This window comes from Streptomyces sp. NPDC060028 (genome assembly GCF_042736725.1).
GTDB lineage: Bacteria > Actinomycetota > Actinomycetes > Streptomycetales > Streptomycetaceae > Streptomyces.
In genome coordinates, this window is the sequence record NZ_JBHWVJ010000027.1 from 1 (window position 1) to 24,057 (window position 24,057).

General features: G+C 70.9%; 21 protein-coding genes. 12 read left to right on the forward strand and 9 right to left on the reverse strand.

The annotated features are described in order from the left end of the window. A partial coding sequence (locus tag ACFWBF_RS15660; protein ID WP_385601073.1) for a SpoIIE family protein phosphatase occupies positions 1–1,855 on the forward strand: 1,855 nt, incomplete at its 5' end. A gap of 90 nt (positions 1,856–1,945) precedes the next feature. On the opposite strand, the gene ACFWBF_RS15665 is transcribed toward ACFWBF_RS15660, so the two are convergent. Beyond that, positions 1,946–4,204, reverse strand: a complete 2,259-nt coding sequence (locus ACFWBF_RS15665; protein ID WP_385601077.1) for a transglycosylase domain-containing protein — start codon at positions 4,202–4,204, stop codon at positions 1,946–1,948. Positions 4,205–4,437: 233 nt separating this feature from the next. Here ACFWBF_RS15665 and ACFWBF_RS15670 point away from each other — a divergent pair, with 233 nt between their 5' ends. Then, a complete protein-coding gene (locus ACFWBF_RS15670; RefSeq protein WP_385601080.1) occupies positions 4,438–5,379 on the forward strand; it encodes an SPFH domain-containing protein in 942 nt (313 codons plus the stop codon). After that, entirely contained in the window at positions 5,376–5,624 is a 249-nt protein-coding gene (locus ACFWBF_RS15675; protein ID WP_385225115.1) for a hypothetical protein, read from the forward strand. The genes ACFWBF_RS15670 and ACFWBF_RS15675 overlap by 4 nt, the downstream gene beginning before the upstream one ends. A gap of 5 nt (positions 5,625–5,629) precedes the next feature. Here ACFWBF_RS15675 and ACFWBF_RS15680 read toward each other — a convergent pair whose 3' ends face one another. Then, positions 5,630–7,123, reverse strand: a complete 1,494-nt coding sequence (locus ACFWBF_RS15680; protein ID WP_385601083.1) for a DUF2079 domain-containing protein — start codon at positions 7,121–7,123, stop codon at positions 5,630–5,632. 153 nt (positions 7,124–7,276) lie between these two features. Here ACFWBF_RS15680 and ACFWBF_RS15685 point away from each other — a divergent pair, with 153 nt between their 5' ends. The 3 genes from ACFWBF_RS15685 to ACFWBF_RS15695 are packed head-to-tail and all read left to right on the forward strand — an operon-like array spanning position 7,277 to position 10,847. Further along, positions 7,277–7,801 (forward strand): PadR family transcriptional regulator, encoded by a 525-nt coding sequence (locus ACFWBF_RS15685; RefSeq protein ID WP_385601086.1) that lies wholly within the window; start codon positions 7,277–7,279, stop codon positions 7,799–7,801. Next, a complete protein-coding gene (locus ACFWBF_RS15690; protein ID WP_385601088.1) occupies positions 7,798–8,493 on the forward strand; it encodes an ABC transporter ATP-binding protein in 696 nt (231 codons plus the stop codon). The genes ACFWBF_RS15685 and ACFWBF_RS15690 overlap by 4 nt, the downstream gene beginning before the upstream one ends. After that, on the forward strand, positions 8,484–10,847 hold the full coding sequence (locus ACFWBF_RS15695; protein ID WP_385601090.1) for an ABC transporter permease: 2,364 nt from the start codon (positions 8,484–8,486) through the stop codon (positions 10,845–10,847). Before ACFWBF_RS15690 ends, ACFWBF_RS15695 begins: the two co-directional genes overlap by 10 nt. Before the next feature lie 48 nt (positions 10,848–10,895). Here ACFWBF_RS15695 and ACFWBF_RS15700 read toward each other — a convergent pair whose 3' ends face one another. Beyond that, a complete protein-coding gene (locus ACFWBF_RS15700; protein WP_385601093.1) occupies positions 10,896–11,843 on the reverse strand; it encodes a hydrogen peroxide-inducible genes activator in 948 nt (315 codons plus the stop codon). A gap of 134 nt (positions 11,844–11,977) precedes the next feature. Here ACFWBF_RS15700 and ACFWBF_RS15705 point away from each other — a divergent pair, with 134 nt between their 5' ends. Both ACFWBF_RS15705 and ACFWBF_RS15710 read left to right on the forward strand, forming a co-directional pair. After that, a complete protein-coding gene (locus tag ACFWBF_RS15705; RefSeq protein WP_385601095.1) occupies positions 11,978–12,532 on the forward strand; it encodes a peroxiredoxin in 555 nt (184 codons plus the stop codon). 4 nt (positions 12,533–12,536) lie between these two features. Further along, positions 12,537–13,076 (forward strand): alkyl hydroperoxide reductase, encoded by a 540-nt coding sequence (locus ACFWBF_RS15710; protein ID WP_385225131.1) that lies wholly within the window; start codon positions 12,537–12,539, stop codon positions 13,074–13,076. A gap of 57 nt (positions 13,077–13,133) precedes the next feature. Here the strand turns inward: ACFWBF_RS15710 and ACFWBF_RS15715 are convergent, their stop codons facing one another. From ACFWBF_RS15715 to ACFWBF_RS15735, 5 genes are all read right to left on the reverse strand, one after another. Continuing rightward, on the reverse strand, positions 13,134–13,850 hold the full coding sequence (locus ACFWBF_RS15715) for a hypothetical protein (protein ID WP_385601097.1): 717 nt from the start codon (positions 13,848–13,850) through the stop codon (positions 13,134–13,136). Beyond that, positions 13,834–15,207, reverse strand: a complete 1,374-nt coding sequence (locus ACFWBF_RS15720; protein ID WP_385601100.1) for an AI-2E family transporter — start codon at positions 15,205–15,207, stop codon at positions 13,834–13,836. The genes ACFWBF_RS15715 and ACFWBF_RS15720 overlap by 17 nt, the downstream gene beginning before the upstream one ends. A 113-nt stretch (positions 15,208–15,320) precedes the next feature. After that, complete coding sequence (locus ACFWBF_RS15725) at positions 15,321–16,037, reverse strand: transglycosylase SLT domain-containing protein (RefSeq protein ID WP_385601324.1); 717 nt, start codon at positions 16,035–16,037, stop codon at positions 15,321–15,323. A 383-nt stretch (positions 16,038–16,420) separates the two neighbouring features. Further along, positions 16,421–17,737 (reverse strand): PhoH family protein, encoded by a 1,317-nt coding sequence (locus ACFWBF_RS15730; protein ID WP_385601103.1) that lies wholly within the window; start codon positions 17,735–17,737, stop codon positions 16,421–16,423. A 346-nt stretch (positions 17,738–18,083) separates the two neighbouring features. Beyond that, positions 18,084–18,845 (reverse strand): isoprenyl transferase, encoded by a 762-nt coding sequence (locus ACFWBF_RS15735; RefSeq protein ID WP_385601106.1) that lies wholly within the window; start codon positions 18,843–18,845, stop codon positions 18,084–18,086. A gap of 129 nt (positions 18,846–18,974) precedes the next feature. Here ACFWBF_RS15735 and mgrA point away from each other — a divergent pair, with 129 nt between their 5' ends. From mgrA to ACFWBF_RS15755, 4 genes are all read left to right on the forward strand, one after another. Further along, positions 18,975–20,012: an L-glyceraldehyde 3-phosphate reductase gene (gene mgrA / locus ACFWBF_RS15740; RefSeq protein WP_385601108.1), complete on the forward strand. Its 1,038-nt coding sequence runs from the start codon at positions 18,975–18,977 to the stop codon at positions 20,010–20,012. Between the two features lie 467 nt (positions 20,013–20,479). Beyond that, entirely contained in the window at positions 20,480–20,845 is a 366-nt protein-coding gene (locus ACFWBF_RS15745) for a DUF192 domain-containing protein (protein ID WP_385601111.1), read from the forward strand. A gap of 60 nt (positions 20,846–20,905) precedes the next feature. Beyond that, positions 20,906–21,523 (forward strand): SMI1/KNR4 family protein, encoded by a 618-nt coding sequence (locus ACFWBF_RS15750; protein WP_385601114.1) that lies wholly within the window; start codon positions 20,906–20,908, stop codon positions 21,521–21,523. 300 nt (positions 21,524–21,823) lie between these two features. Next, positions 21,824–23,110 (forward strand): extracellular solute-binding protein, encoded by a 1,287-nt coding sequence (locus ACFWBF_RS15755; protein WP_385601117.1) that lies wholly within the window; start codon positions 21,824–21,826, stop codon positions 23,108–23,110. A gap of 190 nt (positions 23,111–23,300) precedes the next feature. Here the strand turns inward: ACFWBF_RS15755 and ACFWBF_RS15760 are convergent, their stop codons facing one another. After that, positions 23,301–23,930 carry a hypothetical protein gene (locus tag ACFWBF_RS15760; protein ID WP_385601121.1) on the reverse strand — a complete coding sequence of 210 codons (630 nt, stop codon included), beginning with the start codon at positions 23,928–23,930 and terminating at the stop codon, positions 23,301–23,303. Between the last annotated feature and the right edge of the window lie 127 nt (positions 23,931–24,057).

The following is a 24,057-nucleotide window of genomic DNA, read 5'->3' on the forward strand; positions in this document are numbered from 1 at the left end:
GGGCGGCGCGGGCCGTCTCGGCGGCAGCGCGATACCGGGCGGCGCGACCGGGGAGGCCACGGCCGCGCGCCGCGAGGGCGACCGGCTGCGCTTCGTCGGCGCCGCCACCCGCCGGATCGCGCGCGGCATCGACCTCGACGAGATCGTGCTCGGCCTGTGCCGGGCCACCGTGCCCACCTTCTCGGACGCCATCCTGGTCTACCTGCGCGACCCGCTCCCGGTCGGGGACGAGCGTCCCGTCGGCCCGGTCGTTTTAAGGCTGCGGCGCACCGACCGGCTCCGTCCGATCGACGACCTCACGGGCAGCGTGACCGGCACCATGGCCGGCGCCGACTCGGCCGCCGCCACCGGTGTGGCCGTCGCCTCGGGCGGCGAGCTCGACTTCAGCCAGTTGCCGCTGGTCGGTCCGCAGGGTGACCTGCCGGCCGCCGAGCTGTGCGAGATCCGCCCCGGCGGGGCGCTCGCCGAGGTGCTGCGCGGCGTACGGCCCGTCTTCGGGTCCTCCGCCGCCGCCCGGGCCGCGCTGCCGGAGCTGCTGGGGGCGGAGCACCCCGTACCTCGTGGCCAGCGGGCCATCCTGGCGCCGCTGCGCGGCCGCCGGCGCGTGATCGGCGCGGCGGTGTTCCTGCGCACCCCGGACCGGCCCGCCTTCGAGCAGAACGACCTGTTGGTCGCCGCCCAACTGGCCACCCACACCGCGCTGGGCATCGACAAGGCGGTGCTGTACGGCCGCGAGGCGTACATCGCCGACGAGCTCCAGCGGACCATGCTCCCCGACAGCCTCCCGCAGCCCACCGGCGTGCGGCTGGCCTCGCGCTACCTGCCGGCCGCCGAGACGGCCCGGGTCGGCGGAGACTGGTACGACGCGATACCGCTGCCCGGCAGCCGGGTCGCGCTCGTCGTGGGCGACGTCATGGGCCACTCCATGACCTCCGCCGCGATCATGGGCCAGCTGCGCACCACCGCGCAGACCCTGGCCCAGCTCGACCTGCCGCCCGCCGAGGTCCTGCACCACTTGGACGAGCAGGCTCAGCGCCTGGGCTCCGACCGGATGGCGACCTGCCTCTACGCGGTCTACGACCCGGTCTCGCACCGGATCACCATCGCCAACGCCGGCCACCCGCCGCCGGTGCTGCTGCACCTGGGCGGCCGCGCCGAGGTGCTGCGCGTACCGCCCGGCGCGCCCATCGGCGTCGGCGGCGTGGACTTCGAGGCCGTGGAACTGGACGCGCCCGCCGGGGCAACCCTGCTGCTGTACACCGACGGACTGGTGGAGTCCCGGCTGCGGGACGTGTGGACCGGCATCGAGCAGCTCCGCGAGCGCCTGGCCACCACCGCCCAGCTGACCGGCCTGGACCACCCGCCGCCGCTGGAGGCCCTGTGCGACGACGTGCTGGACATGCTCGGCCCGGGCGACCGGGACGACGACATCGCGCTGCTCGCCGCCCGCTTCGACGGGATCGCGCCCAGTGACGTCGCGTACTGGTTCCTGGACCCGGAGGAGACCGCGCCGGGCCGGGCCCGCCGCTTCGCCCGGCGCGCCCTGACCCGGTGGGGCCTGGAGGAGCTCCAGGACTCCCTGGAGCTGCTGGTCAGCGAGGTGGTCACCAATGCCGTGCGGTACGCCGAGCGGCCGGTGACCCTGCGCCTGCTGCGTACGGACGTACTGCGCTGCGAGGTCGGCGACGACTCCCCGCAGCTGCCCCGCCAGCGCCGGGCCCGCGACACCGACGAGGGCGGCCGCGGCCTGTTCCTGGTCAACCGGATGGCCCGCCGCTGGGGTGCCACCCGGCTGAGCAGCGGCAAGGTGGTCTGGTTCGAGCTCCAGCTGCCGGGGGCGACCGAGCGGCACTGACGTAGGCCGCCGAGCGTGAACGTACGCCGCCGCCCCGCAGCGTGAAGGCTGCGGGGCGGCGGCGTACGGGTCCACTGCGTACCTGGGTGCCTACGGCTCGGGCACCAGGATCGGCGGGGTGACCGGCGGTTCCGGCGTCTTGGTCGGACCCTTCGTCGGGGTCTTCGTCGGGTCCGGGCTCTTCGTTGTCGTGTCCGGGCTCTTCGTCGAGCTCCTGACGGGGTCCGGGCTGTGCTGCTGCGGGGTGTTCGTCGGCAGGATGGGGGTCTGACTCACCGTGTTCGACGGGGAGTTGACACGCGAAGGCGTCTGGGTCGGCCCCATGTCCGCCGCGTCCAGGTCGAAGGAACCGGTGTCCTCGCCCTTGAGCGCGGCGAGGGTGTACTCCTTCCAGATGGCGGCGGGGAAGCTGGAGCCGCCCGCGCGGCCGCCGCCCGCGGTACCGGTCAGACTGACCTGCTCGTGCGTGGCCGGGTCGGTGCCGAACATGGCGACGACGGTGACCAGTTCCGGCGTGTACCCGGTGAACCAGGCGGCGACGTTCTTCTCGGTGGTACCGGTCTTGCCGGCCGCCTCGTACGCGGAGCTCTTCACCGCCTTGCCCGAACCGTTGTCGACGACCCCGGTGAGGACCTTGGTGACGGTGTCGGCGGTCTCGCGGCTGATGGCCTGGTCGCCGACGGAGTGGACCGGCTTGTACTCCCGGTCCTTGTGCACGGCGGACTTGATGACGGTCGGGGTGACCTTCTTGCCGTGGCTGTCGAGGGTGGCGTAGACCCCCGCCATCTCCAGGGTGTTGGCGCTCATGGTGCCCAGCGCCATGGCCGGCTGGTCCTCGGGCCAGCCGGGCCGGTCCTTCATGCCCAGGGCGAGACCGGTCGTCTTCACGTTCTGCGGCTTGGTGTCCACGATCATCTGGGCGTAGACCGAGTTCACCGAGGAGTTGGTGGCGGACTGGACCGTCATCATCGGGTCGCCGTAGTTCTGGTCGTCCTGGTTCTGGGGTGCGAAGGGCACCTTGCTGCCGACCACTTTGCGCTTGCTGGTGCCGTCGTACAGCGTGTTCGGGGTGATCGGCTTGCCGTCCTGGGTGGTGGCCTTGTTCTCCAGGGCGGAGGCGAGCACGATCGGCTTGAAGGTCGAGCCCGGCTGGTAGTCGGTGCGCAGGGCGTTGCTGGACCACTGGTCGGACAGGCCGGTGCCGCCGTACATCGCCACGACCGCGCCGGTCTTCGGGTCCACGGAGGTGGCGCCCGCCTGGACGCCGCCGTCGACGGCGCGGCCCTTGCGGTCGAGCTTGGACTCCAGCTCGTCCTGGACCGCCTTCTCCAGCGCGGCCTGCTTCTTCGGGTCGATGTTGAGGGTGATCTCCCAGCCACCGGCCTTGAGCTGGGCGTCGTTCATGCCGGTCTGCCGCTTGAGCTCCTCGTCGGCGGCCTGGACCAGGTAGCCCTTCTGGCCCTCCATGCCGGGAGCCGCCTTGGGCTTGATCGGCTCCTGGAAGTGCATCTCCTTGCGCTTGGCCGCGTCCAGCTCGCCCATCTCGACCATGTTGTCGAGCACGGCGTTGAAGCGGACCATGACCAGCTTCTTGCCGTTCGGGCCGGCGGTCGCCCAGTCGTACTGGCTGGGGGCCTGCAGGACGGCCGCGAGGTAGGCGCCCTGTTCCAGGGTGAGCTTCTCGGCGTCCACGCCGTAGTACGCCTGGGCCGCGGCCTGGATGCCGTAGGCACCGCGCCCGTAGAAGTTGGTGTTCAGGTAGCCCGCGAGGATCTCGGGCTTCCGCATGCGCTGGTCGACCTTGAGGGAGATCACCAGTTCCTTGAGCTTGCGCGTGGGCGTCTGGTCCTGGGTCAGGTAGAAGTTCTTGACGTACTGCTGGGTGATCGTCGAACCACCCGCCTTGCCCCGGCCGCTGGCGGTGTTCCACAGGCCCCGGGCGATGCCCTTGAGGTCGATTCCGCTGTCCTTGCGGAAGGACTTGTTCTCGATCGCGATGAAGGCCGTCTGCACGTCCATCGGGATCTTGTCGATCGGTACGATCTGCCGGTTGAGCGTGCCCTGACCGGTGTCGCGGGTCATGATCGTGCCGTCGGCGTACTTGTAGACGTTGCTCTGCTTGAGCGCGTCGGCGTTGGGGTCGGGTTCGTCCACGTAGAAGTAGAGGGCCACCAGTGCGCCCATGCCGAGCAGGATCATCCCGAGGAACGTGCCGAGGATCTTCTTCCAGGTGAAGAAGCGGCGTATGCCGGTCGGCTTGCCCGCGCTGCCCTTGCCCTTGGCGCGCTCGCGCGGCGCCCGCCGCGCACCGCGCTGCTGCTGCGCCCTTCGCGCTTCTGCTCGGCCCATCGCTCCCGCTCCGCTCGATTACCCCCCCGACGTCAGCTCAGAAAGCTAACACCGCAGGCTGTGACAAAGGTTGACTAACCCTGCCCAATAACGGGCAATTCGGACGTGAGAATCAGCACCCACATCAATGGAACCGACGCACGCAAAGCCGAAAGGGTTGCGGCGGCCCAAAAAAGTGATATCACTTTGCTAGACGGTCCGACCGGCCGTCACGAAGCGAAACGGGGCAGACGATGACAAGCACGGCAACGGTGACGGTGTCCGAGGCGGGGGCCGACGCACAGACCGGCGCGGGCGTACGGGAGTTCGCGGCGCGCAGCGTGGGCGGCGGACTGGCGCTGCTCCTCGGACTGGCGGGCCTGACGGCCGGTGCCGGCCTGATCGCCTTCGGCGCCGCGGCCACGGCCGCCGCCGTCAAGACCTCCCTGATATTCGGGGGCGTCCTGCTGATCCTCGCCGCCATCACGGCGATGAGCGGACTGAACACGGTGGCCCCCGGCGAGGCCCGCGTGGTCCAGCTCTTCGGCCGCTACCGGGGGACGCTGCGCACCGACGGGCTGCGCTGGGTCAACCCCCTGACCTCGCGGGAGAAGATCTCCACCCGGGTCCGCAACCACGAGACCCCCGTCATGAAGGTCAACGACGCCTACGGCAACCCGATCGAGCTGGCCGCGGTCGTGGTGTGGCGGGTCAAGGACACCGCGCGAGCGGTCTTCGAGGTGGACGACTTCACCGAGTTCGTCGAGACCCAGACCGAGGCGGCGGTCCGCCACATCGCGATCGAGTACCCCTACGACGCCCACGACGAGGGCGGCCTGTCGCTGCGCGGGAACGCCGAGGAGATCACCGAGAAGCTGGCCGTCGAGCTGCACGCCCGCGTCGAGGCGGCCGGTGTGCAGATCATCGAGTCCCGCTTCACGCATCTCGCGTACGCTCCGGAGATCGCTTCCGCGATGCTCCAGCGCCAGCAGGCCGGTGCGGTCGTGGCGGCCCGCAAGCAGATCGTCGAGGGCGCGGTGGGCATGGTCGAACTGGCCCTGACCCGTCTGGCCGAGCAGGAAATCGTGGACCTGGACCCGGAGCGGAAGGCAGCAATGGTCTCCAACCTGATGGTGGTGCTGTGCGGCGATCGCGCGGCCCAGCCGGTCGTGAACACGGGCACCCTCTACCAGTGAGTCCGGCCCAGGACGATGCCGCCTCGGCCCCCGGGGCGAAGCGGCAGGCACGCAAGCAGGTGCTCCTGCGGCTCGACCCGCAGGTGCACGACGCGCTCGCGCGCTGGGCGGGCGAGGAGCTGCGCAGCGCCAACGCGCAGATCGAGTTCCTGCTCCGGAGGGCCCTGGCCGAGGCCGGCCGGCTCCCCGGCGGGGCCGGCCCGATCCCGCCCCGCGGCCGCCCCCGCGCCTCGCCGGATTCCTGACTGCCTCAGGACCCGCGGTTCAGCAGGACGAAGCCGTCCCGCTGGGCCGCCGTGCGGTATCCCTTGGCACGGGCCTCGGCCAGCGCGATCTGCTCGGCGATGGACGACAGCGGCCACCGGTACTGCGGTGCCACCCAGGTGTCGACCATGATCCACGCAGGATCGGGACGGCTGTCCGCCCACCCGTACAGGCTGACGCTGGTGCGGTCCGCGAGGTGCGGCACCAGGCCGTCCGACGCCTGCACGGTGGCGCCGTCGGGGATCTCGGCCATCATGCCCTCGGCCACCGCGAGCCTGGGATCCGTCCGCCAGTTCGCCGGCTGGACCAGCTGCCACAAGGGGTAGTGCGGGAGCAGCAGAAGGGTGACCGCCGCGCAGCCCGCCAGGTAGCGGTACAGGCTGCGCCCGCTCGCACCCCGCCGGTGCAGAGCGTCGACGAACGCCATGAAGACCACCGGCATGACCAGCATCGAGTAGTGGTAGCCCGTGCCCCAGTGCGGCGCGTAGCTGGATCCGAAGCGCCACAGCAGCGTCGGCAGCGCGATGAGCGCGAGCGGCGAGCGCAGCGCCAGGAACAGCGTCGGGGCCAGCACGAGCAGCAGCGTCGTGACCTTCTCCTGTGGGGTGATGAGCCCGAGTGTCACCTGGTGGAGGAGCTCCAGGGCGCCGCCCCCCGGCCCGCCCTGCCCCACGCCTCCGGGGTTGTGGGAGGCGAAATAGCCGTGGAGCCCGCCCGGATGGAAGGCGGGCACCAACACCAGTACGGACAGCGCGGCGGCGGCCAGGCCGGCCGCGGCGGTGGCGAACCCCAGCCGGCGCGCTTCGCGTCCGCCGCGCCACGCGATGACCAGGCCGACCACGGCCACCGTGAGGCCGAGGTCCTCCTTGACCAGCACGAGGGGGAGCGCCCAGCACGCGGCCGCGCGCATCCGGCCACTGCCGAGGGCCGCCAGGGAGCAGGTGAGGAGGGGGACGGCGAAGGCCCATTCGTGGAAGTCGAAGCCGACCGCGCTCGCGATGCCCCACGAAAGGCCGTAGCAGGCGCTGATCACGACAGCGGCCGGGGAGCCCAGCGTCCGGCGGGCCCAGAAGGCGAGCGGCGGCACGCTCGCGGCGACGAGCGCGGCCTGCACGACGAGCAGCACCTTCACCGAGGGCCACAGCCAGTACAGGGGCGCCACCAGCGCCAGGACCGGTGAGAAGTGGTCCCCCAGGACCGGGAAGCCGGGCCCCTTGATCTCGGAGACGGGCAGGTGCCCGTCGGCGTACGAGCTCACGACCTGCACGAAGATCCCCAGGTCGAAGCTGTGGGAGAGCAGGCGGTCGTGGATCCCGACGGACAAGAGCGCGTAGGCGAGGAACAGCGCCCCCGCCAGGGCCCAGATCCACCAGGCCTTCGCTGGATGCCCGCGCCCGCCGGACTCCGGGTCCTTCCGCCCGGCCGGGCCGGACTGCTGCGGGGGGAGGGTGGCGGCGACGTCGGAGGGGGGTGCTTGCATGGCGCGCCTTTCGGAAAGCTGGGCCGACTCCCTCAACCTGCCAGCCGCCCCGGGCCCCCGCGCCGAGCTGCCGCCCACAGGGCCCGAGTCCCTACGAATGGCCCCAACTCCCCCTCTACACCGGGTGTATACACTGTATGTATAGTCGCTGCCATGTCCATCGGTCACACGCTCCTCGCGCTCCTTGAGGCCGGCCCGCGGCACGGTTACGACCTCAAGCGCACCTTCGACGAGAAATTCGGCCACGATCGCCCACTCGCCTACGGACAGGTCTACTCGACCATGTCCCGCCTCCTGAAGAACGGCCTCGTCGAGGTCGACGGGACGGAGAGCGGCGCCGGTCCCGAGCGCAAGCGTTACGCCATCACCGACGCCGGCGTCACCGACGTCGCGGCCTGGCTCGCCTCCCCCGAAAAGCCCGAGCCGTACCTCCACTCGACGCTCTACACCAAGGTCGTCCTCGCGCTGCTCACCGGCCGCAGCGCCCAGGAGCTGCTGGACGCCCAGCGCTCCGAGCACCTGCGCCTCATGCGCACCCTGACCTCGCGCAAGCGCAAGGGCGACCTCGCGGACCAGCTCATCTGCGACCACGCCCTGTTCCATCTGGAGGCCGACCTGCGCTGGCTGGAACTCACCGCCGCCCGTCTCGAACAGCTCGCCCGGGAGATAAGCCGATGAGGATCCCACCCGGCACCCTGCTCGCCGCACAGGACCTGTCCAAGGCGTACGGGATGACCCAGGCGCTCGACCGCGTCGACTTCTCCATCCACCCCGGCGAGATCGTCGCCGTCATGGGCCCCTCCGGCTCCGGCAAGTCGACCCTGCTGCACTGCCTCGCCGGGATCGTGCCGCCCGACTCCGGATCCGTCACGTACGCGGGCCGCGAGCTGGTGGGCATGAGCGATGCCCGGCGCAGCGCCCTGCGCCGCAGCGAGTTCGGCTTCGTCTTCCAGTTCGGCCAGCTCGTACCGGAACTGACCTGCCTGGAGAACGTCTCCCTCCCGCTCCGGCTGAACGGCATGAAGCGCAAGCAGGCCGAGGCGGCCGCCCTGGAGTGGATGACCCAACTGGAGGTGGAGCACGTCGGCGGCCGGCGCCCCGGCGAGGTCTCCGGCGGCCAGGGCCAGCGCGTGGCCATCGCCCGCGCGCTCGTGACCCGGCCCCGGATCGTCTTCGCGGACGAGCCCACCGGCGCCCTGGACTCCCTCAACGGCGAGCTGGTGATGCGGCTGCTGACCGAGACGGCCCGCGCCGCGAGCGCCGCCGTCGTGCTCGTCACGCACGAGACGCGCGTGGCGGCGTACTCCGACCGCGAGATCCTCGTACGCGACGGCAAGGCCCGCGACGTGGAACACGCGACATGGAACTGACGCAGATCGTCCGGACCTGGTGCCGCGACCTCGCCATGGGCTTCCGCTTCGCCTTCGCGGGCGGCCGCGAGAGCTGGATCCGCACCCTGTTCACCGGTGTCGGCGTCGGCCTGGGCGTCGCCCTGCTGCTCGTCACCACCGCCCTGCCGAGCGCGCTGACCGCCCGCACCGACCGCGACGACGCGCGCAGCGCGCCAGGCCTGCGCGGCCCCCTCGACCGCCCGGGCCCCGACACCCTGCTGATGTCCAGGGCGTACCAGGAGTACCGCGGCAAGCTCCTCGACGGCTACCTCATCAAGGCCGAGGGCGCCGACGCACCCGTGCCGCCCGGACTGACGAAGATCCCCGGCGCGGGCCAACTGGCGCTCTCCCCCGCTCTGGAGAAGCTGCTGAAGTCCGACGAGGGCGCGCTGCTGCGCGAGCGCTTCCGGGGCGAGGTCACCGAACTGATCGGCGACGCGGGCCTGACCGGGCCGGGCGAGCTCTACTTCTACGCGGGCAACCCCCAACTCCAAAAGCCGCCCGGCGACGACGAAAACGGCGTCCGCCGGTCCAACGCCTTCGGGACCGATGCCGAGCCCGACGAGCTCGACCCCGTGCTGTCGCTGTTGGTCGTCCTCACCTTCGTCGCCCTACTCATGCCGGTCTGCGTGTTCATCGCGGCCGCCGTCCGCTTCGGCGGCGACCGCCGCGACCGCCGGCTCGCCGCCCTGCGCCTGGTCGGCGCCGACGGCCGGACGGTCCGCCGGATCGCGGCGGGCGAGGCGCTGGCCGGGGCCCTGATCGGGCTGGGCCTGGGTACGGTCTTCTTCCTGGCCTCCCGTCAACTGGTCGGCAGCGTCGCCCTGTCCAGGCGCAGCGTCTTTCCCGCCGACCTCAACCCGACCTGGTGGCTGGCCGCCCTCGTCGCGGTCGCCGTACTGGTCGCCGCCGTGGCCGTCACCCTGCTCACCCTGCGCGGTGTGCTCATCGAACCGCTGGGCGTGGTCCGCACGGCCAAGCCGGTGGGGCGCCGGTTCTGGTGGCGGCTGCTGCCGCCGGTGGCCGGACTCGCCCTGCTCGCGCCGATCGGCCGGGTCGACGATCGCGCCGAGTTCAACCAGGTCCAGGTCAGCGCGGGCGTCGTCCTGCTGCTCGTCGGCGTCACGGCCCTGCTGCCCTGGCTGCTGGAGCGTACGGCCGGTCTGATGTCGGGTGGTCCGGTGTCCTGGCGGCTCGCGGTACGCCGGCTGCAGGTCGGCAGTGGCACCGCCGCCCGGCTGGTCAACGGGATCACGGTCGCGGTGGCGGGCGCCATCGCCCTGCAGATGCTCTTCGCGGCCACCGAGACCTCCCTCACGGAGGAGGTCACCCCATACCCTCAGCGGGCCTCGCTGGCGGTGTACCACCACGCGTCGAGCGGCACCGGCGAGTTCGAGGAGCTGGGCAGGCAGCTGGCGCAGGCCCGCGGGGTCACCAGGGCCGTCGCCCTGACCGACTTCGACGCGGCCGCCAAGGTGCCCGCCTCGCCCGAGGACACCATCCACCTCACCGTCGGCACCTGCGAGGCCCTGCGGGAGGTCGCGCACCTGGAGTCCTGCGCGGACGGCGACGCCTTCGTGCTGGCCGGCTCCCCGAGCGCCGGCAAGGGGATGCCCGAACCCACGGCCCGGCCCGGCGAGAGGCTCCTCGTCGGCGGGGTCCACGGCTTCGACTTCCAGTCGGCCCCTGTGGAATGGACCGTTCCGGCGCAGGCCCGCACCGTGCCCAGCCGCGTGGACCCGGTCGGCCACCTGCGCACCGGCCTGCTGGCCACTCCCTCCGCCGCGGCGCAGGTGATCACCAAGGACGCGTACCAGAACGTGTTCGTGCAACTGAGCCCGGACGTGCCGGACGCCATCGAGTACGCGCGGGGCGCGGCCTACCGGGCGGATCCGTCGTCCCTCGTGGCCACGCTCTCCGTGACCCGGCAGGACGCCCAGTACGGTGCGATCCGCAGCGGCCTGTTCTTCGGCGCGACCCTGGTGCTCGTCCTGATCGGCGTGAGCCTGCTGGTCGGCCAGCTGGAGCAGCTGCGCGAGCGCCGCCGGCTGCTGTCGGCCCTGGTCGCCTTCGGCACCCCGCGCACCACCCTGGCCCTGTCGGTCCTGTGGCAGACGGCCCTGCCGATCGCGGTGGCCATGGTGCTGGCGGGCGCGGTGGGCCTGACCCTCGGGTCGGTGCTGCTGCGCATGACCGGGGTGCCCGTCACCGTCGACTGGGGTTCGGTACTGGCCCTGGCGGGCGCCGGCGCGGGCGTGGTCGTCCTGGTGACCCTGCTCAGCCTGCCGCCGCTGGTGCGGCTGATGCGCCCGGACGGGCTGCGTACGGAGTGACCCGCGCCCGGTGTGGCCCGGTGTGCCCCCCGCCCCCGCCCCCGCCCGTCAGTCGGTGGGCCACACCGGCAGGGGGCGCACCGCCTCGCGCAGGGCGCCCGCCACGGCCCGGAACTCCTCCTGCCGGGCCGTCCCCGTACGCATGGCCAGCGCGATCCGCCGCGAGGGCGCGGGCTCGGCGAAGTACCCGGTGGACAGGTATTCGTTGCGGGCGGTCTCCAGCCGCAGCGCGGTCCGCGGCAACAGCGTCACCCCCAGCCCCCCGGCGACCAGTTGTACGAGGGTGGACAGCCCTGCGGCGGTCGTGGTGACGTCCGCGCCGGTCGTACGCCCGGCGTCGCGGCAGATGTCGAGGGCCTGGTCGCGCAGGCAGTGGCCCTCGTCGAGCAACAGCAGCTGCAGGCCGCGCAGTTCCTCGCGCGGAATGTCCTTGCACCCGGCGAGGGGGTGGTCCCGGGGTGCGAGGAGTACGAAGTCCTCGTCGAAGAGCGGCAGTTCGGTGACCCCGGGGACCCCGAGCGGCACCGCGAGCAGCAGCAGGTCGAGCCGCCCCGCGGCCAGCCCCTCCAGCAGCGAGGACGTCTGCTCCTCGTGCACCTGGAGGTCCATGCGCGGGTAGCGCCGGTGGAAGAGCCCGAGCACGGTCGGCAGCAGGTACGGGGCCACGGTCGGGATCACCCCGAGCCGCAGGACCCCGGTGAAGGGGGCCCGTACCGCCTCGGCCTCCTCCAGCAGCCCGCCCATCGCGTCGAGCACCACCCGGGCGCGGGCCGCGATCCGCTCGCCCGCCGGGGAGAGCAGCACCTTGCGGGTGGTGCGCTCCAGCAGCTGCACGCCGAGGGCCTCCTCCAGCGCGGAGACGGCGCCGGACAGCGCCGGCTGGCTCATCCCGATCGCGGCGGCCGCGTCCCGGAAGTGCAGGTGCTCGGCGACGGCGGCGAAGGCGCGCAGTTGCGCGAGCGTCGCCTGCTTCGTTCCCCTGTTACCGACAGCCACTGATAGGTACCTCCGATCACCTGACACAAGAGTATCTATTTCTGTAATCAATGCAGCTGTGTCAGCATGTGAGATCAGTCCAACCCCTCGGAAACCCCTCAAAAAGGTCAGTTTCCATTCCGCAAGGAGAGCACGTGCTCACTGTCGGCGACAAGTTCCCCACCTATGATCTGACCGCCTGCGTCTCGCTCGAAGCCGGCAGCGAGTTCGCCCAGATCGACCACAAGTCCTATGAGGGCAAGTGGCGCGTGGTGTTCTTCTGGCCGAAGGACTTCACCTTCGTCTGCCCGACCGAGATCGCCGCCTTCGGCAAGCTGGACGAGGAGTTCCAGGACCGCGACACGCAGATCCTCGGCGTCTCCGGCGACTCCGAGTTCGTCCACCACGCCTGGCGCAAGGACCACGCCGACCTGCGTGACCTGCCCTTCCCGATGCTGGCCGACTCCAAGCACGAGCTCATGCAGGCCTGTGGCGTGCAGGGCGAGGACGGCTTCGCCCAGCGCGCCGTCTTCATCGTCGACCAGAACAACGAGATCCAGTTCACGATGGTGACCGCCGGATCCGTGGGCCGTAACCCCAAGGAGGTCCTGCGGGTCCTCGACGCCCTGCAGACCGACGAGCTGTGCCCCTGCAACTGGACCAAGGGCGAGGGCACCCTCGACGCCGGCGCGCTGCTGGCCGGTGAGTGACCGGATGTCCCTCGACACCCTGAAGTCGGCCATACCGGACTTCGCCAAGGACCTGAAGCTGAACCTCGGTTCGGTCATCGGCAACCAGGACACCCTCTCGCAGCAGCAGCTGTGGGGCACGGTCCTGTCCTGCGCGATCGCCGCCCGCTCCCCGCGCGTCCTGCGTGAGCTGGAGCCGGAGGCGAAGGCGAACCTCTCCCCCGAGGCGTACACCGCCGCCAAGTCCGCTGCCGCGATCATGGCGATGAACAACGTCTTCTACCGCACCCGCCACCTCCTGTCCGACCCGGAGTACGGCACCCTGCGGGCGGGTCTGCGGATGAACGTCATCGGCAACCCGGGCGTGGAGAAGGTCGACTTCGAGCTGTGGTCGCTCGCCGTCTCCGCGATCAACGGCTGCGGCCAGTGCCTGGACTCGCACGAGCAGGTCCTGCGCAAGGCCGGCGTGGACCGCGAGACGGTCCAGGAGGCCTTCAAGATCGCCTCGGTGATCCAGGCCGTCGCCGTCACCCTCGACGCGGAAGCGGCCCTGGCCGCCGAGTAGTCACCCGTACGACGTAAAGGGCCCCGCGGCCGTTCCCGGCTGCGGGGCCCTTTGCGTTCACTTCTTCTTGAGCGCGTCCATCAGCGCCCGCGCGTCCTCGATCATTGCCGCCGACACCCCGTCCTGGTCGGCCTCGCTCTTCCCGCGGTCCCCGCTCTCCCCGCCGCCCCCGTGCCATTGGACGGTGAGCGTGAGGACCGTGCCGCCGTCGAGCACCTGGAGCTTGGACGCCGACATGTATCCGTGGAGCAGCGCACGCTCGCCGAGCCCGGAGACCTGCTGCACCTCGTTCACCTCCGGGCCGATCCACGGATCGACCTCGAGTCCGGTCCCGAACTCCGCCCCGGGATCGGTCTTCTTGTGCAGCTCGACCTCCATCCGGCCGAAGTAGGCGAGCCCGTTCCCGTCCCACTTGGTACTCGCGTCGCAGGTCGCCCAGTCCAGGGCGCGGCTCTCGGCGTGCCGGGACGTCCTCTCGTCGAGGGTCCCGACCACTGTGCCGAGCGCCTTCAGCAGTGTCGACCCGCACAGGTCCTGGGAGTGCCGGTACGCGATCGGCGGCCCGGCATCGGCGAAACGATCCTGCACAACCCACGCGCCCGCCCACACCGCGGACGCCAGCACCGCCCCGCCCAGGGCCCCTAACCAGGGCCGGACAGGCCCCCGTACGGCCGCCTCACCGGCCTCACCGGCCCCACCCGCCGGGCCGGGCCGGGCCGCCCCGGCCGGGCCGCCCTCGGGCCAGTCCTCCGCCAGCTCAGGCTCGCCGATCATGGCCGGCCTCCCTCACGGCGGAGCCGACGGCGGTCGCGCCGTGCGGCGCGGGTCCCACCTCTGCGGCCCCGTGGTGCGCCCGCTCGCGCGAGTACGCCCTCAGGTAGACCACCACCGTGTTGGTGACGGCGACCAGCGGGACGGCCACCACCGCTCCGCCGATGCCCGCGATCATGCCGCCGGCCGCGACCGAGAGCACCACCGCGAGCGGGTGGACCCGTACGGCCCGGCCCAGGATGAAGGGCTGGAGCACGTGCCCCTCGATCTGCTGCACGGCCAGGACCACGAGCAGCACCATCAGCGCGGTGAACGGCCCCTGGGTCACCAGGGCCACGACCACCGCGAGGGCGCCGGAGACCACGGCGCCGACGAGCGGGATGAAGGCGAACAGGAAGATGAAGACGGCGAGCGGCACCGCCATCGTCACGTCCAGGAAGTACAGGCCGAGTCCGATGAAGATCGCGTCGATGAGCGCGACGAGGACCGTGCCGCGCACGTACGCCGTCAGGGTGCGCCAGGCGCGCGGTCCGGCGCCGGCGACTCCGGGCCGGGCCGCCGCCGGGACCAGGCCGAGCACCCAGGTCCAGATGCGCTTGCCGTCGTAGAGCAGGAAGAGCGTGGAGAACATCGCGAGCAGGATGCCCGTCAGCACTTCGACGAGGACCGTCACGCCTTGCAGGCCGGCGGAGGTGATCTGCTCGGTGTTGGTGCCGATGGTCTCGCTGAGGTTCTTCGCGATGTCGTTGATCTGCTTCTCGGTCACGTGGAACGGACTGTCCAGTGCCCAGAGTTTGAGCTCGTTGATGCCGTCGCGGACGCGGTCGGAGAGGTCGTCGAGGTTCTCCATGACCTGCCAGACCACGAACCAGCCGACCAGCCCGATGACCACGAACCCGAGGATCGCGGTGACCGCGGTGGCGAGCCCGCGCGGCAGGCCGAGCCTGCGCAGCCGGACCACGAAGGGCTGGAGCAGGGCGGTGACGAGCATGGCGGCCGCGAAGGCGAGGACGACCAGGCGGACTTCGCTGATCATCTTCATCAGCACCCAGAGCATCCCGGCGAGCAGCAGCAGCCGCCAGCTGGCCTCGGCCGCGACCCGCAGGCCCCACGGGACCACGCTCACCGGATCGGGCCGCCCGGGGACGAAGGCGTGCTCGGCGGGCGGCGCCGCCTGTGCGGCCGGGGCCGCCGCGGGGGCGGCCGGTACGGGCCCGGGCGGTACGGCCCCGGGCGGACGCGGCGGGTCCAGGTCCCCGGAGGCCCCGGCCTCGACCTCCGCACGCCGTTCGTCGAGGCGGGCCTCCATACGGCTCAGCCTGCTCCCGAGCCGGCCGAGCCAGCCTGACCTCTTCGCCATCACGATCCCTTTCCCCCCGCCCGTGGACACACCTCCAAAGACCGTACACGCGAGGAGCCCCGCACCGTAGGACGGTGCGGGGCTCCTGGAGGTTGAGCGGTGGCGGCGACCGGTCAGTACCAGCCGTTGGCCTGGTGGAAGCTCCAGGCTCCGCACGGGCTGCCGTAGCGCCCGTTCATGTAGTTCAGACCCCACTCGATCTGGGTGGCGGGGTTGGTGCGCCAGTCGGCGCCGGCCGAGGCCATCTTCGAACCGGGCAGCGCCTGGACGAGACCGTAGGCGCCCGAGGACGAGTTCACGGCCTTGTAGTTCCAGGTGGATTCCTGGTTGATGATGTTGGAGAAGCACTGGAACTGCCCCGCCGGGACCATCTGCTGGGCGATGGCCTTGACCTGGGCGACCGTGTACGAGCCCTGGACCTCGAAGTCGGAGCCGTCGCGGGAGGCGGAGCGGCTCGCGGCCTGCTCCTTCTCGTCACGCTCCTTCTTCGCCTTGTCGTCGGCCGCCTTCTGGGCCTCGGCCTTCTTCGACTTGGCGTCCTGGGCGGCCTGGATACGGGCCGCCTCCTCGGCCGAGCGCTTGGCGTCGACGTCGGCGGCGTGGGCGATGGCGTCGGCCTGCTGCGTCAGGGACGCGTTCTGGACCTGGGCCTGGTCGCCGACCGGGATGTCAGTGAGGAGAGTCGTCCCGGACGCGGTCGTCTCGAGATCGTTCGAGGCGGGGTCGCCAGTGGCAACGCCCACGACTGCGCCAACGGTGGTGACCGCCGTGGCCGAAGCCACTGCGAATCCCCGGACCGAGATCCGGCTCACACGGTGTCCTTCCAGCAGCGTCCGCAGTGACCGCGCGGCGCAAGAGTGCCCCTTGACACTGGCCTCCATGGTTCTGCGGTCACTGGAGGCTCGGGCCCGTGGGCAACTCCCTTGCGGGAGTGCCGCGTGATGCTCCGGGCGGCATACGGCGAACGACTGTGGAGTTGTGGTGCTGCGGTACCTACGTAGGTACAGGTGTGCCGTATGCGGGGCCTGACGGAAAACAGACTCTGCCGGACCGCGACGCCGCGGGGCAATTCTCTGTTGCGTGTGAAAGGTCACACCTGCCGCGGCGCCGTTGTTTTCACCAAAACCCTGTGCAGCGCGACGCCGCCCGGCTAGGCTCCTGGGCCTTTGCCGGGCGGCGTCAACTCGCCTTCCCGTTATGGGTGTTTTGGGCCCTACAGGGTCTCCAGCATCTCGGTGACCAGCGCGGCGATCGGGGAGCGCTCGGAACGCGTCAGCGTGACGTGCGCGAAGAGCGGATGCCCCTTCAGCTTCTCGACCACGGCCACGACTCCGTCGTACCGGCCGACCCGCAGGTTGTCCCGCTGGGCCACATCGTGGGTCAGGACGACCCGCGAGTTGGCCCCGATCCGGGACAGAACGGTCAACAGCACATTGCGCTCCAACGACTGCGCCTCGTCCACGATCACGAAGGCGTCGTGCAGCGAACGGCCCCGGATGTGCGTGAGCGGCAGGACCTCCAGCATCCCGCGGTTCAGCACCTCCTCGATGACCTCGCGCCCGGCGACCGCCGAGAGGGTGTCGAAGACCGCCTGCGCCCAGGGGCTCATCTTCTCCGACTGGTCCCCGGGCAGGTAGCCGAGCTCCTGTCCGCCCACCGCGTACAGCGGCCGGAAGACCATCACCTTCTGATGCTGCCTCCGCTCCAGCACCGCCTCCAGGCCCGCGCAGAGGGCCAGCGCCGACTTGCCGGTACCGGCCCGGCCGCCCATCGAGAGGATCCCGATCTCGGGGTCGAGCAGCAGGTCGAGCGCGATGCGCTGCTCGGCGCTGCGCCCGTGCAGCCCGAAGGCCTCGCGGTCGCCCCGTACGAGCTTCACGTTGCCGTCGGCGGTGACCCGGCCCAGCGCCTTGCCGCGCTCGGACTGCAGGACCAGCCCCGTGTGCACGGGCAGGTCCGCGACCTCCGGAACGTACAGGCGCTCCTCCGAGAAGAGCAGGTCCACCTGCTCCCCGGAGAGGGCGAGCTCGCTCATGCCGGTCCAGCCGGCATCGGTGATCGCCAGCTCGGCGCGGTACTCCTCGGCGATCAGCCCCACGGAGGAGGCCTTGATGCGCAGTGGGAGATCCTTCGAGACGACCGTGACGTCGAAGCCCTCGGCCTGGAGATTGCGGGCGACCGCGAGGATCCGCGAGTCGTTGTCCCCCAATCGGAAGCCGGCGGGCAGAACGCCCGGGTCGGAGTGGTTGAGCTCGACACGCAGGGTGCCGCCCAGATCGCCCAACGGGATGGGGGCGTCGAGGCGTCCGTACCGGACCCGGAAGTCGTCGAGCAGGCGCAGGGCCTGCCGTGCGAAGTAGCCGAGTTCGGGGTGGTGCCTCTTTGCCTCCAGCTCGGTGATCACCACGATCGGGAGCACGACCTCGTGCTCGTCGAAGCGGGAGATCGCATTGGGGTCTGCCAGCAGGACGCTGGTGTCGAGGACGTAGGTCCGCCTGTCGGGCAGGCGGCGCTTTGTGCTGGTCACCACGGAAGGACGTACCCCCTCGGAAGAGGTCGGGCCATGAAGACCGGACCGGTCATCGGCACCCATGCCAGGGCCGATTTCCGGCCCTCCACTCCGTCCGTGCGAACCGCACGTGCGTCCTGGTGCAAAGGGCCTCCCGGGCGGACGACCCCATGCCGTCCGCTGAGACTCGACACCCGTGGATCGGGCGTCGACCTGCAAGGGATATTCCCCGATTGGGTCCAGCCATGCCATGGCATATGACGGACGCTCGGTGAATCCCTGGTGAAGGCCTCGCGAGGAGGGCGCGCCGGGGTACGAGAGGAGCGAGAGGGTGTGATAAGCGCCGAAAGGGCGTCAGACCGGGACGTCAGCTCCCGTAGCGCCGGTGGCGGGCCGCGTAGTCGCGCAGGGCGCGCAGGAAGTCGACCTTGCGGAAGGCCGGCCAGAAGACCTCGCAGAAGTAGTACTCGGAGTGCGCGCTCTGCCACAGCATGAATCCGGACAGGCGCTGCTCGCCGCTGGTGCGGATCACGAGGTCCGGGTCGGGCTGGCCGCGCGTGTAGAGGTGCTCCGCGATGTGGTCGATGTCGAGGATCTCGGCGAGCTCCTCGAAGGAGGTGCCCTTCTCCGCGTGCTCCAGGAGCAGCGAGCGGACCGCGTCGGCGATCTCCTGGCGGCCGCCGTAGCCGACGGCGACGTTGACGAGTATCCCGTTGACGCCGTGGGTGGCCTCCTCGGCCTCCTTCAGGACGTTCTGGGTCCCGGCAGGGAGGATGTCGAGGTTGCCGACGTGGTGCACGCGCCAGCGACCGTCCGCGGCGAGGCCCCGCACGGTGTTCTCGATGATGTTGAGCAGGGGACGGAGCTCGACCTCGGGCCGGTCGAGGTTGTCCGTGGAGAGCATCCACAGGGTGACGACCTCGACGTCCGTCTCGGTGCACCAGCCCAGCATCTCGGAGATCTTGTCGGCCCCGGCCTGGTGGCCCTGCTCCGTCGTACCTCCGGACGCTTTGGCCCAGCGCCTGTTCCCGTCCAGGATGACGCCGATGTGCTTGGGCGCCGCGTCATGGTCGAGGCGGCCTTCCACCCGGCGTGCGTAGAGCTTGTACACCAGGTCGCGCAGCTTCACGATCTTCCAGCCCCTCCGAGCAATGCCCCCGTGCGAATTGCGGTCCCTCCCCCGAGTCCGCCACATTACTGCGCGGCGGGATCCGGTACCCAACTCGGTCTGTCACAAGTCCGTGATAGGGAGGACATCGTGACTGATACCAATCCCTATCGGGCAGAGCCCTCGCGCTACGACTCCATGGAGTACCGCCGCACCGGCCGCAGCGGCCTCAAGCTCCCCGCCATCTCCCTCGGCCTCTGGCACAACTTCGGTGACGACAAGTCCCTGGAGTCCCAGCGGGAGATCCTGCGCCGGGCCTTCGACCTCGGCGTCACCCACTTCGACCTCGCCAACAACTACGGACCGCCCGCCGGCTCGGCCGAGCTCAACTTCGGCAAGATCTTCGCGCAGGACTTCGCGTCCCACCGCGAGGAGCTGGTGCTGTCCACCAAGGCCGGCTACCTGATGCACCCCGGGCCGTACGGCGAGTGGGGCAGCCGCAAGTACCTGCTCGGCTCGCTCGACGCCTCGCTGAAGCGGATGGGCGTGGACTACGTCGACATCTTCTACTCGCACCGCTTCGACCCGGACACCCCGCTGGAGGAGACCATGGGCGCGCTCGCGTCCGCGGTCCGACAGGGCAAGGCGCTGTACGTGGGCGTCTCCTCCTACACCGCCGAGCAGACGGCCGAGGCGGCCGGGATCCTGCGCGAGATGGGGGTGCGGCCGCTGATCCACCAGCCCTCGTACTCCATGATCAACCGCTGGACGGAGGAGGACGGCCTGCTGGACACCCTGGAGGAGGCCGGCATGGGCTGCATCTCCTTCGTGCCGCTCGCGCAGGGGCTGCTGACGGGCAAGTACCTCAAGGGGATCCCGGAGGGCTCCCGGGCCACCCAGGGCAAGTCCCTGAACCCGGACCTGCTCTCGGACGAGGTGGTCCGCCGCCTGAACGGGCTGAACGACATCGCGGCGCGGCGCGGGCAGAGCCTGGCGCAGCTGGCGCTGAACTGGGTGCTCCGCGACGAGCGGATGACCTCGGCACTGATCGGCGCGTCGAGCGTGAAGCAGCTCGAGGAAAACGTGGCCGCACTGGCGGGTGCTCCGCTGTCGGAGCAGGAACTGAAGGAGATCGACTCCTTCGCCGTGTCCACCCCCGGCGCCAACATCTGGGCCCAGCGCGGCTGACCTGCGCTTTTCGCGAGTCGGTCGGCCAAGAGGCCAGGAGACAAAAAACGGGCCGGTCCGTGGGGGGGATACGGACCGGCCCGAGGGGGGGGTTCCACCATAACCCTTCGTAAAGCGTGATGCGTGCATTGGCGCGCGATGATTACGCTCCGAAGTCACCCCGCCGCACTGAGGTGAGTGTTTCGGCGGCCGCAAAGGGCCCGGCCGCGGCCCGCTTCCGGCCTCCCCGGGCCCCGCAGCACTGGGGAAAGCCGGTGCGGGGGCCACGGCGGCAGCCCGCGGGCACCCCGGGCGATCCATACCCCCCGCCCGTACCACCCAAGAGCGACCCCGGACGGGAGCGCCGGCTTGACGTCCCTGCCGGGCAACGTGCGGCCGCCCGGGGAGTGTCGTCAAAGCAGCGCCGGCCGCCCGAAGGGCCCCGCCGGCCGGACGGGACTTTGACGACACGATCTACGCTGGCCCGCATGGCGAACTGGCAGGACGGCGACGGCACGCTCCGGGTCGGGGCGGTGGAGGTCCGGCTCGAGATCGCCGCCTCGTACCGGGCCCGGACCCGCGGGCTGCTCGGGCGGGACGGGATCGAGGGGGCGCTGCTGCTGACCCCGGCGGGCAGCGTGCACACCTTCCGGATGCGCTTCCCCATCGACGTGGCCTACCTGGACCGGAACCTGCGCGTCCGCGCCGTGGTCACCATGCCCCCCGGCCGCCTCGGCCTCCCGCGCCCGCGCTCCCGGCACGTCCTGGAGTCCGAGGCCGGCGCGATGGCCGCCTGGGGCCTGCGCGTGGGGAGCCGCCTGGAGATCCGGCCCGAGCGGCGAGACACCCTCTAGGTCACGGAGGGCCGCGGGCGGTAGGTTGGGGCGGTTGAGCTGGGGTGGCAGGGGAGCGGCATGACGGAGAACGCGCGGATCAAGGCGCTGGAGCAGATCATGCCGGCGACGCACGGCGCCGACGAGGACATCGACTGGCGCGCGGCGGAGGCCGCCTGGGGCACCCGTTTCCCCGCCGACTTCGTCGCGTTCATGGGCCGCTTCGGCGCGGGTTCCATCAACGGCGAGGCCAGCATCCTGCTTCCGCTGCCCAAGCCCGGGCTCCAGTGGGACCCCGCCGCGATGGCGGAGGAGACGGGCAACGCCCGCCAGGCCTGGGGCGTGGACGGCGGCCGGGCCGCCTTCGACGTGGACCCGGAGTCGATCATCGCCTGGGGGGTGACCGGCGGCTCCGACATCCTGTGCTGGCTCACCACCGACCCGGACCCGGACCGCTGGCCGGTGCTGGTCGTCGGGCGGCACACCGCCGACTCCTTCGCGGTGTACCCGTACGGCATGGCGGAATTCCTCTACCGCCTGTGCTCGGACGAGTTCGACATGAGCCCCGTCAGCATCACCTTCTGGGACGGCGGGCACCTCAGCTTCGTGCACTGGCGCAAGGCCCAGCGGCGCTGGCAGGAGGGCCGCAACCCGGAGACCGGCGAGCCGGACCCGTACGCGGGCGACTTCGCCGACTGAGGACCGCGCCGCCGCCGGCCCGGACCCACCCGATCCCACTCCGATTGCCTCGCAGCCCGTTTCCATGACCGGAAACGGGCTTTTCGGCATGTCTACGCGCGTCAGAATTCTGGATCACATATCGGAAAACACCAGCCGGAAAAGCCGCACTTGGAGCATTGACCACAAGTGCCGACCCAATGGAATCAACCGCCCACCTTCAGGAGAGAATTCCGGCCAACGGGCCAAGGAAGGACACCGCAGCCCGGAGTGACTCATAAGTAATAACGGGACTCAAAAGAAAATCAGGGGAATACACCCGTGCGACGAAGAATCTTCGGCTCGGCCGCCACCGCGGTCACGCTGGGCCTGCTGACACCTCTGGCCGGATGCGGCAGTTCCACGGACGGCGGCGCAGGTGACGGCGGGACGCTCCGCCTCGTCGCCGCCGAATACGGCGACAGCGCGGCCACCAGTTCCAAGTCCTACTGGGACAAGGTGACCACCGATTTCACCGCCGCCCACCCCGGTATCAAGGTAGAAGTGCAGCTCCTCCCCTGGACCGACATCGACCGCGAGGTCTCCCGCATGGTCAAGTCCGGCAAAGCGCCGGACATGGCGCTCATGGGCGCCTACTCGGACTTCGCGGCGCAGGGCAAGCTGTATTCCGCGGACGAACTCCTCTCGGTCACCGCGGAGGCGAACTTCCTCCAGCCGCTCGCCGAAGCCGGATCCGTCGGCAACACCCTCTACGGCCTGCCCTTCGTGGCGAGCAGCCGCCTCCTCTTCTACAACGAGGGCCTGTTCTCCAAGGCCGGCGTCAGCGCCCCCAGGACCTGGTCGGAGCTCAAGAGCGCCGCCAAGGCCCTCAAGGACAAGGGCGTGAAGTTCCCCTACGCCATGCCCCTGGGCCCGGAGGAGGCGCACGCCGAGGCGATGATCTGGGAGCTCAGCAACGGCGGCGGCTACGCCGACAGCAGCGGCAACTACAGCCTGGCCTCCGACCAGAACATCCAGACCTTCCGCTGGATCAAGGACAACCTGGTCACCCCCGGCCTGGTCGGCCCCACCCCGCCGGCCCAGCTCAACCGCGCCGACGCCTTCGCCGCCTTCACGCGCGGCGAGGTCGGCATGCTCAACGGCTACCCCTCGCTGGCCCACGAGGCGCGCGCCAAGGGCATCAGCGTCGGCACGGTCGCCATGCCGGTCTCGGACAGCCTCGGCTCCGGCGAGGTCACGCCGACCGTGGGCGTGGCCGACTGGATGATGGCGTTCAAGCAGCACGGCCACCGCACGGAGATCGGCACGTTCCTGGACTTCGTCTACCAGGACAAGAACCTGTCGGAGTTCGCGGACCGCTACCACCTGCTGCCGTCGACCGTCTCCGCCTCCCGCACCCCGTCCGGCGGCGGGATCGACAACAACGACCAGCAGTTCCTGACCGCCCTGCGCGGCGCGCAGCTCTACCCGGTGAACGACCCGGACTGGGTGACCGTCAGCGACACCATCAAGCGCAACATCGGCCGGGCCGTGGAGCCGTCCGGTGACCCCAAGGCCGTCCTGGAGGACATCGCCTCCAAGGCGAACGACGCGGGCAAGAAGCACTGAACGGCCCTGCGAACCCGGGACTTTCGACCCCTGCCGCACGCCACCCCTTGCGGCATCATGGCTGCTACGGCTCTTGATCCAAGGCCGCGGCCCAGTCGCCCGCCGAGCACCCACAAGGTGCGCGGGGCGGCCGGCGCACCCACCCTCGCAGCCCGTCCCGCCCCCGTACCCGCCCCGGTGACCGCGGCCCCTAGGACTGCTTGCCGGTGTCCTGGGAGAACGCCGTGCGGTACTCCTCGCAGCTGGAGTTCCAGGGCAGGGAGCCGGTGAGGGTCCCGTAGCCCGTGCGGGTGACCTCCCATTCCACCGTGTACACACCGGTGTCACATGCGATGCGCTTGCCGCCCGGAACCTTCACTCGCCCCGTCGCCGGCCGGTCGGCCAGTTCCCGGCGCACCTCCGCCGCCTTCGCCCGGCCGTGGCCGCGCAGCACGGCGTGCACCACGATCGGGTGCCTGCCGTCCTTGGTCGTCAGCGCCTTCTTCACCACCGTCGAGTCCGACACCGACCAGGCGAACTCGAACACCGGCTGCCAGGCCAGGGTCTTGGGGTCGGGGATCTCGCGCTTGTAGTCCTCGGCGCCCTTGGGCCCCGGACCGGTGACCGTCTCGTACTGGATGGACGGCTGGAGGCGGAACTGCGCCTCCACCTTGTGCATCTCGTCCTTGGTCCACATCGACTTCATCTTCTTCTCGTCACCGCCCGGGTCCTGGAGGTACGCCGTGCCCTCCGCGGCGGTGGCGGCGCTCTGGACGACGGCTGGGGCGAGGGCCGCCGCTGCGGTGGCGAGGGCGAGAGCGGCGATGCGGGTGCGCTTCATGCGGGGTCCAACGGGACGCTGCGGCGGGCCGGAACGACGCCGGGCGCGCTTTCACCCGTACGGGAAACACGTGGACCACCCGGAATCCGGAATACGGGCCCGGGCCCGCTCGTTGGTGCGCACCGGG

What these genes read in the sequence shown, in the direction of transcription:
- ACFWBF_RS15715 (WP_385601097.1), bottom strand. Translation starts at nt 13,850, where the DNA reads ATGATCGGCGAGCCTGAGCTGGCGGAGGACTGGCCCGAGGGCGGCCCG.
- ACFWBF_RS15750 (WP_385601114.1), top strand. Translation starts at nt 20,906, where the DNA reads ATGACGGAGAACGCGCGGATCAAGGCGCTGGAGCAGATCATGCCGGCG.
- ACFWBF_RS15680 (WP_385601083.1), bottom strand. Translation starts at nt 7,123, where the DNA reads ATGCAAGCACCCCCCTCCGACGTCGCCGCCACCCTCCCCCCGCAGCAG.
- ACFWBF_RS15710 (WP_385225131.1), top strand. Translation starts at nt 12,537, where the DNA reads ATGTCCCTCGACACCCTGAAGTCGGCCATACCGGACTTCGCCAAGGAC.
- ACFWBF_RS15720 (WP_385601100.1), bottom strand. Translation starts at nt 15,207, where the DNA reads ATGGCGAAGAGGTCAGGCTGGCTCGGCCGGCTCGGGAGCAGGCTGAGC.
- ACFWBF_RS15760 (WP_385601121.1), bottom strand. Translation starts at nt 23,930, where the DNA reads ATGAAGCGCACCCGCATCGCCGCTCTCGCCCTCGCCACCGCAGCGGCG.
- ACFWBF_RS15670 (WP_385601080.1), top strand. Translation starts at nt 4,438, where the DNA reads ATGACAAGCACGGCAACGGTGACGGTGTCCGAGGCGGGGGCCGACGCA.
- ACFWBF_RS15690 (WP_385601088.1), top strand. Translation starts at nt 7,798, where the DNA reads ATGAGGATCCCACCCGGCACCCTGCTCGCCGCACAGGACCTGTCCAAG.
- ACFWBF_RS15665 (WP_385601077.1), bottom strand. Translation starts at nt 4,204, where the DNA reads ATGGGCCGAGCAGAAGCGCGAAGGGCGCAGCAGCAGCGCGGTGCGCGG.
- ACFWBF_RS15695 (WP_385601090.1), top strand. Translation starts at nt 8,484, where the DNA reads ATGGAACTGACGCAGATCGTCCGGACCTGGTGCCGCGACCTCGCCATG.
- ACFWBF_RS15745 (WP_385601111.1), top strand. Translation starts at nt 20,480, where the DNA reads ATGGCGAACTGGCAGGACGGCGACGGCACGCTCCGGGTCGGGGCGGTG.
- ACFWBF_RS15685 (WP_385601086.1), top strand. Translation starts at nt 7,277, where the DNA reads ATGTCCATCGGTCACACGCTCCTCGCGCTCCTTGAGGCCGGCCCGCGG.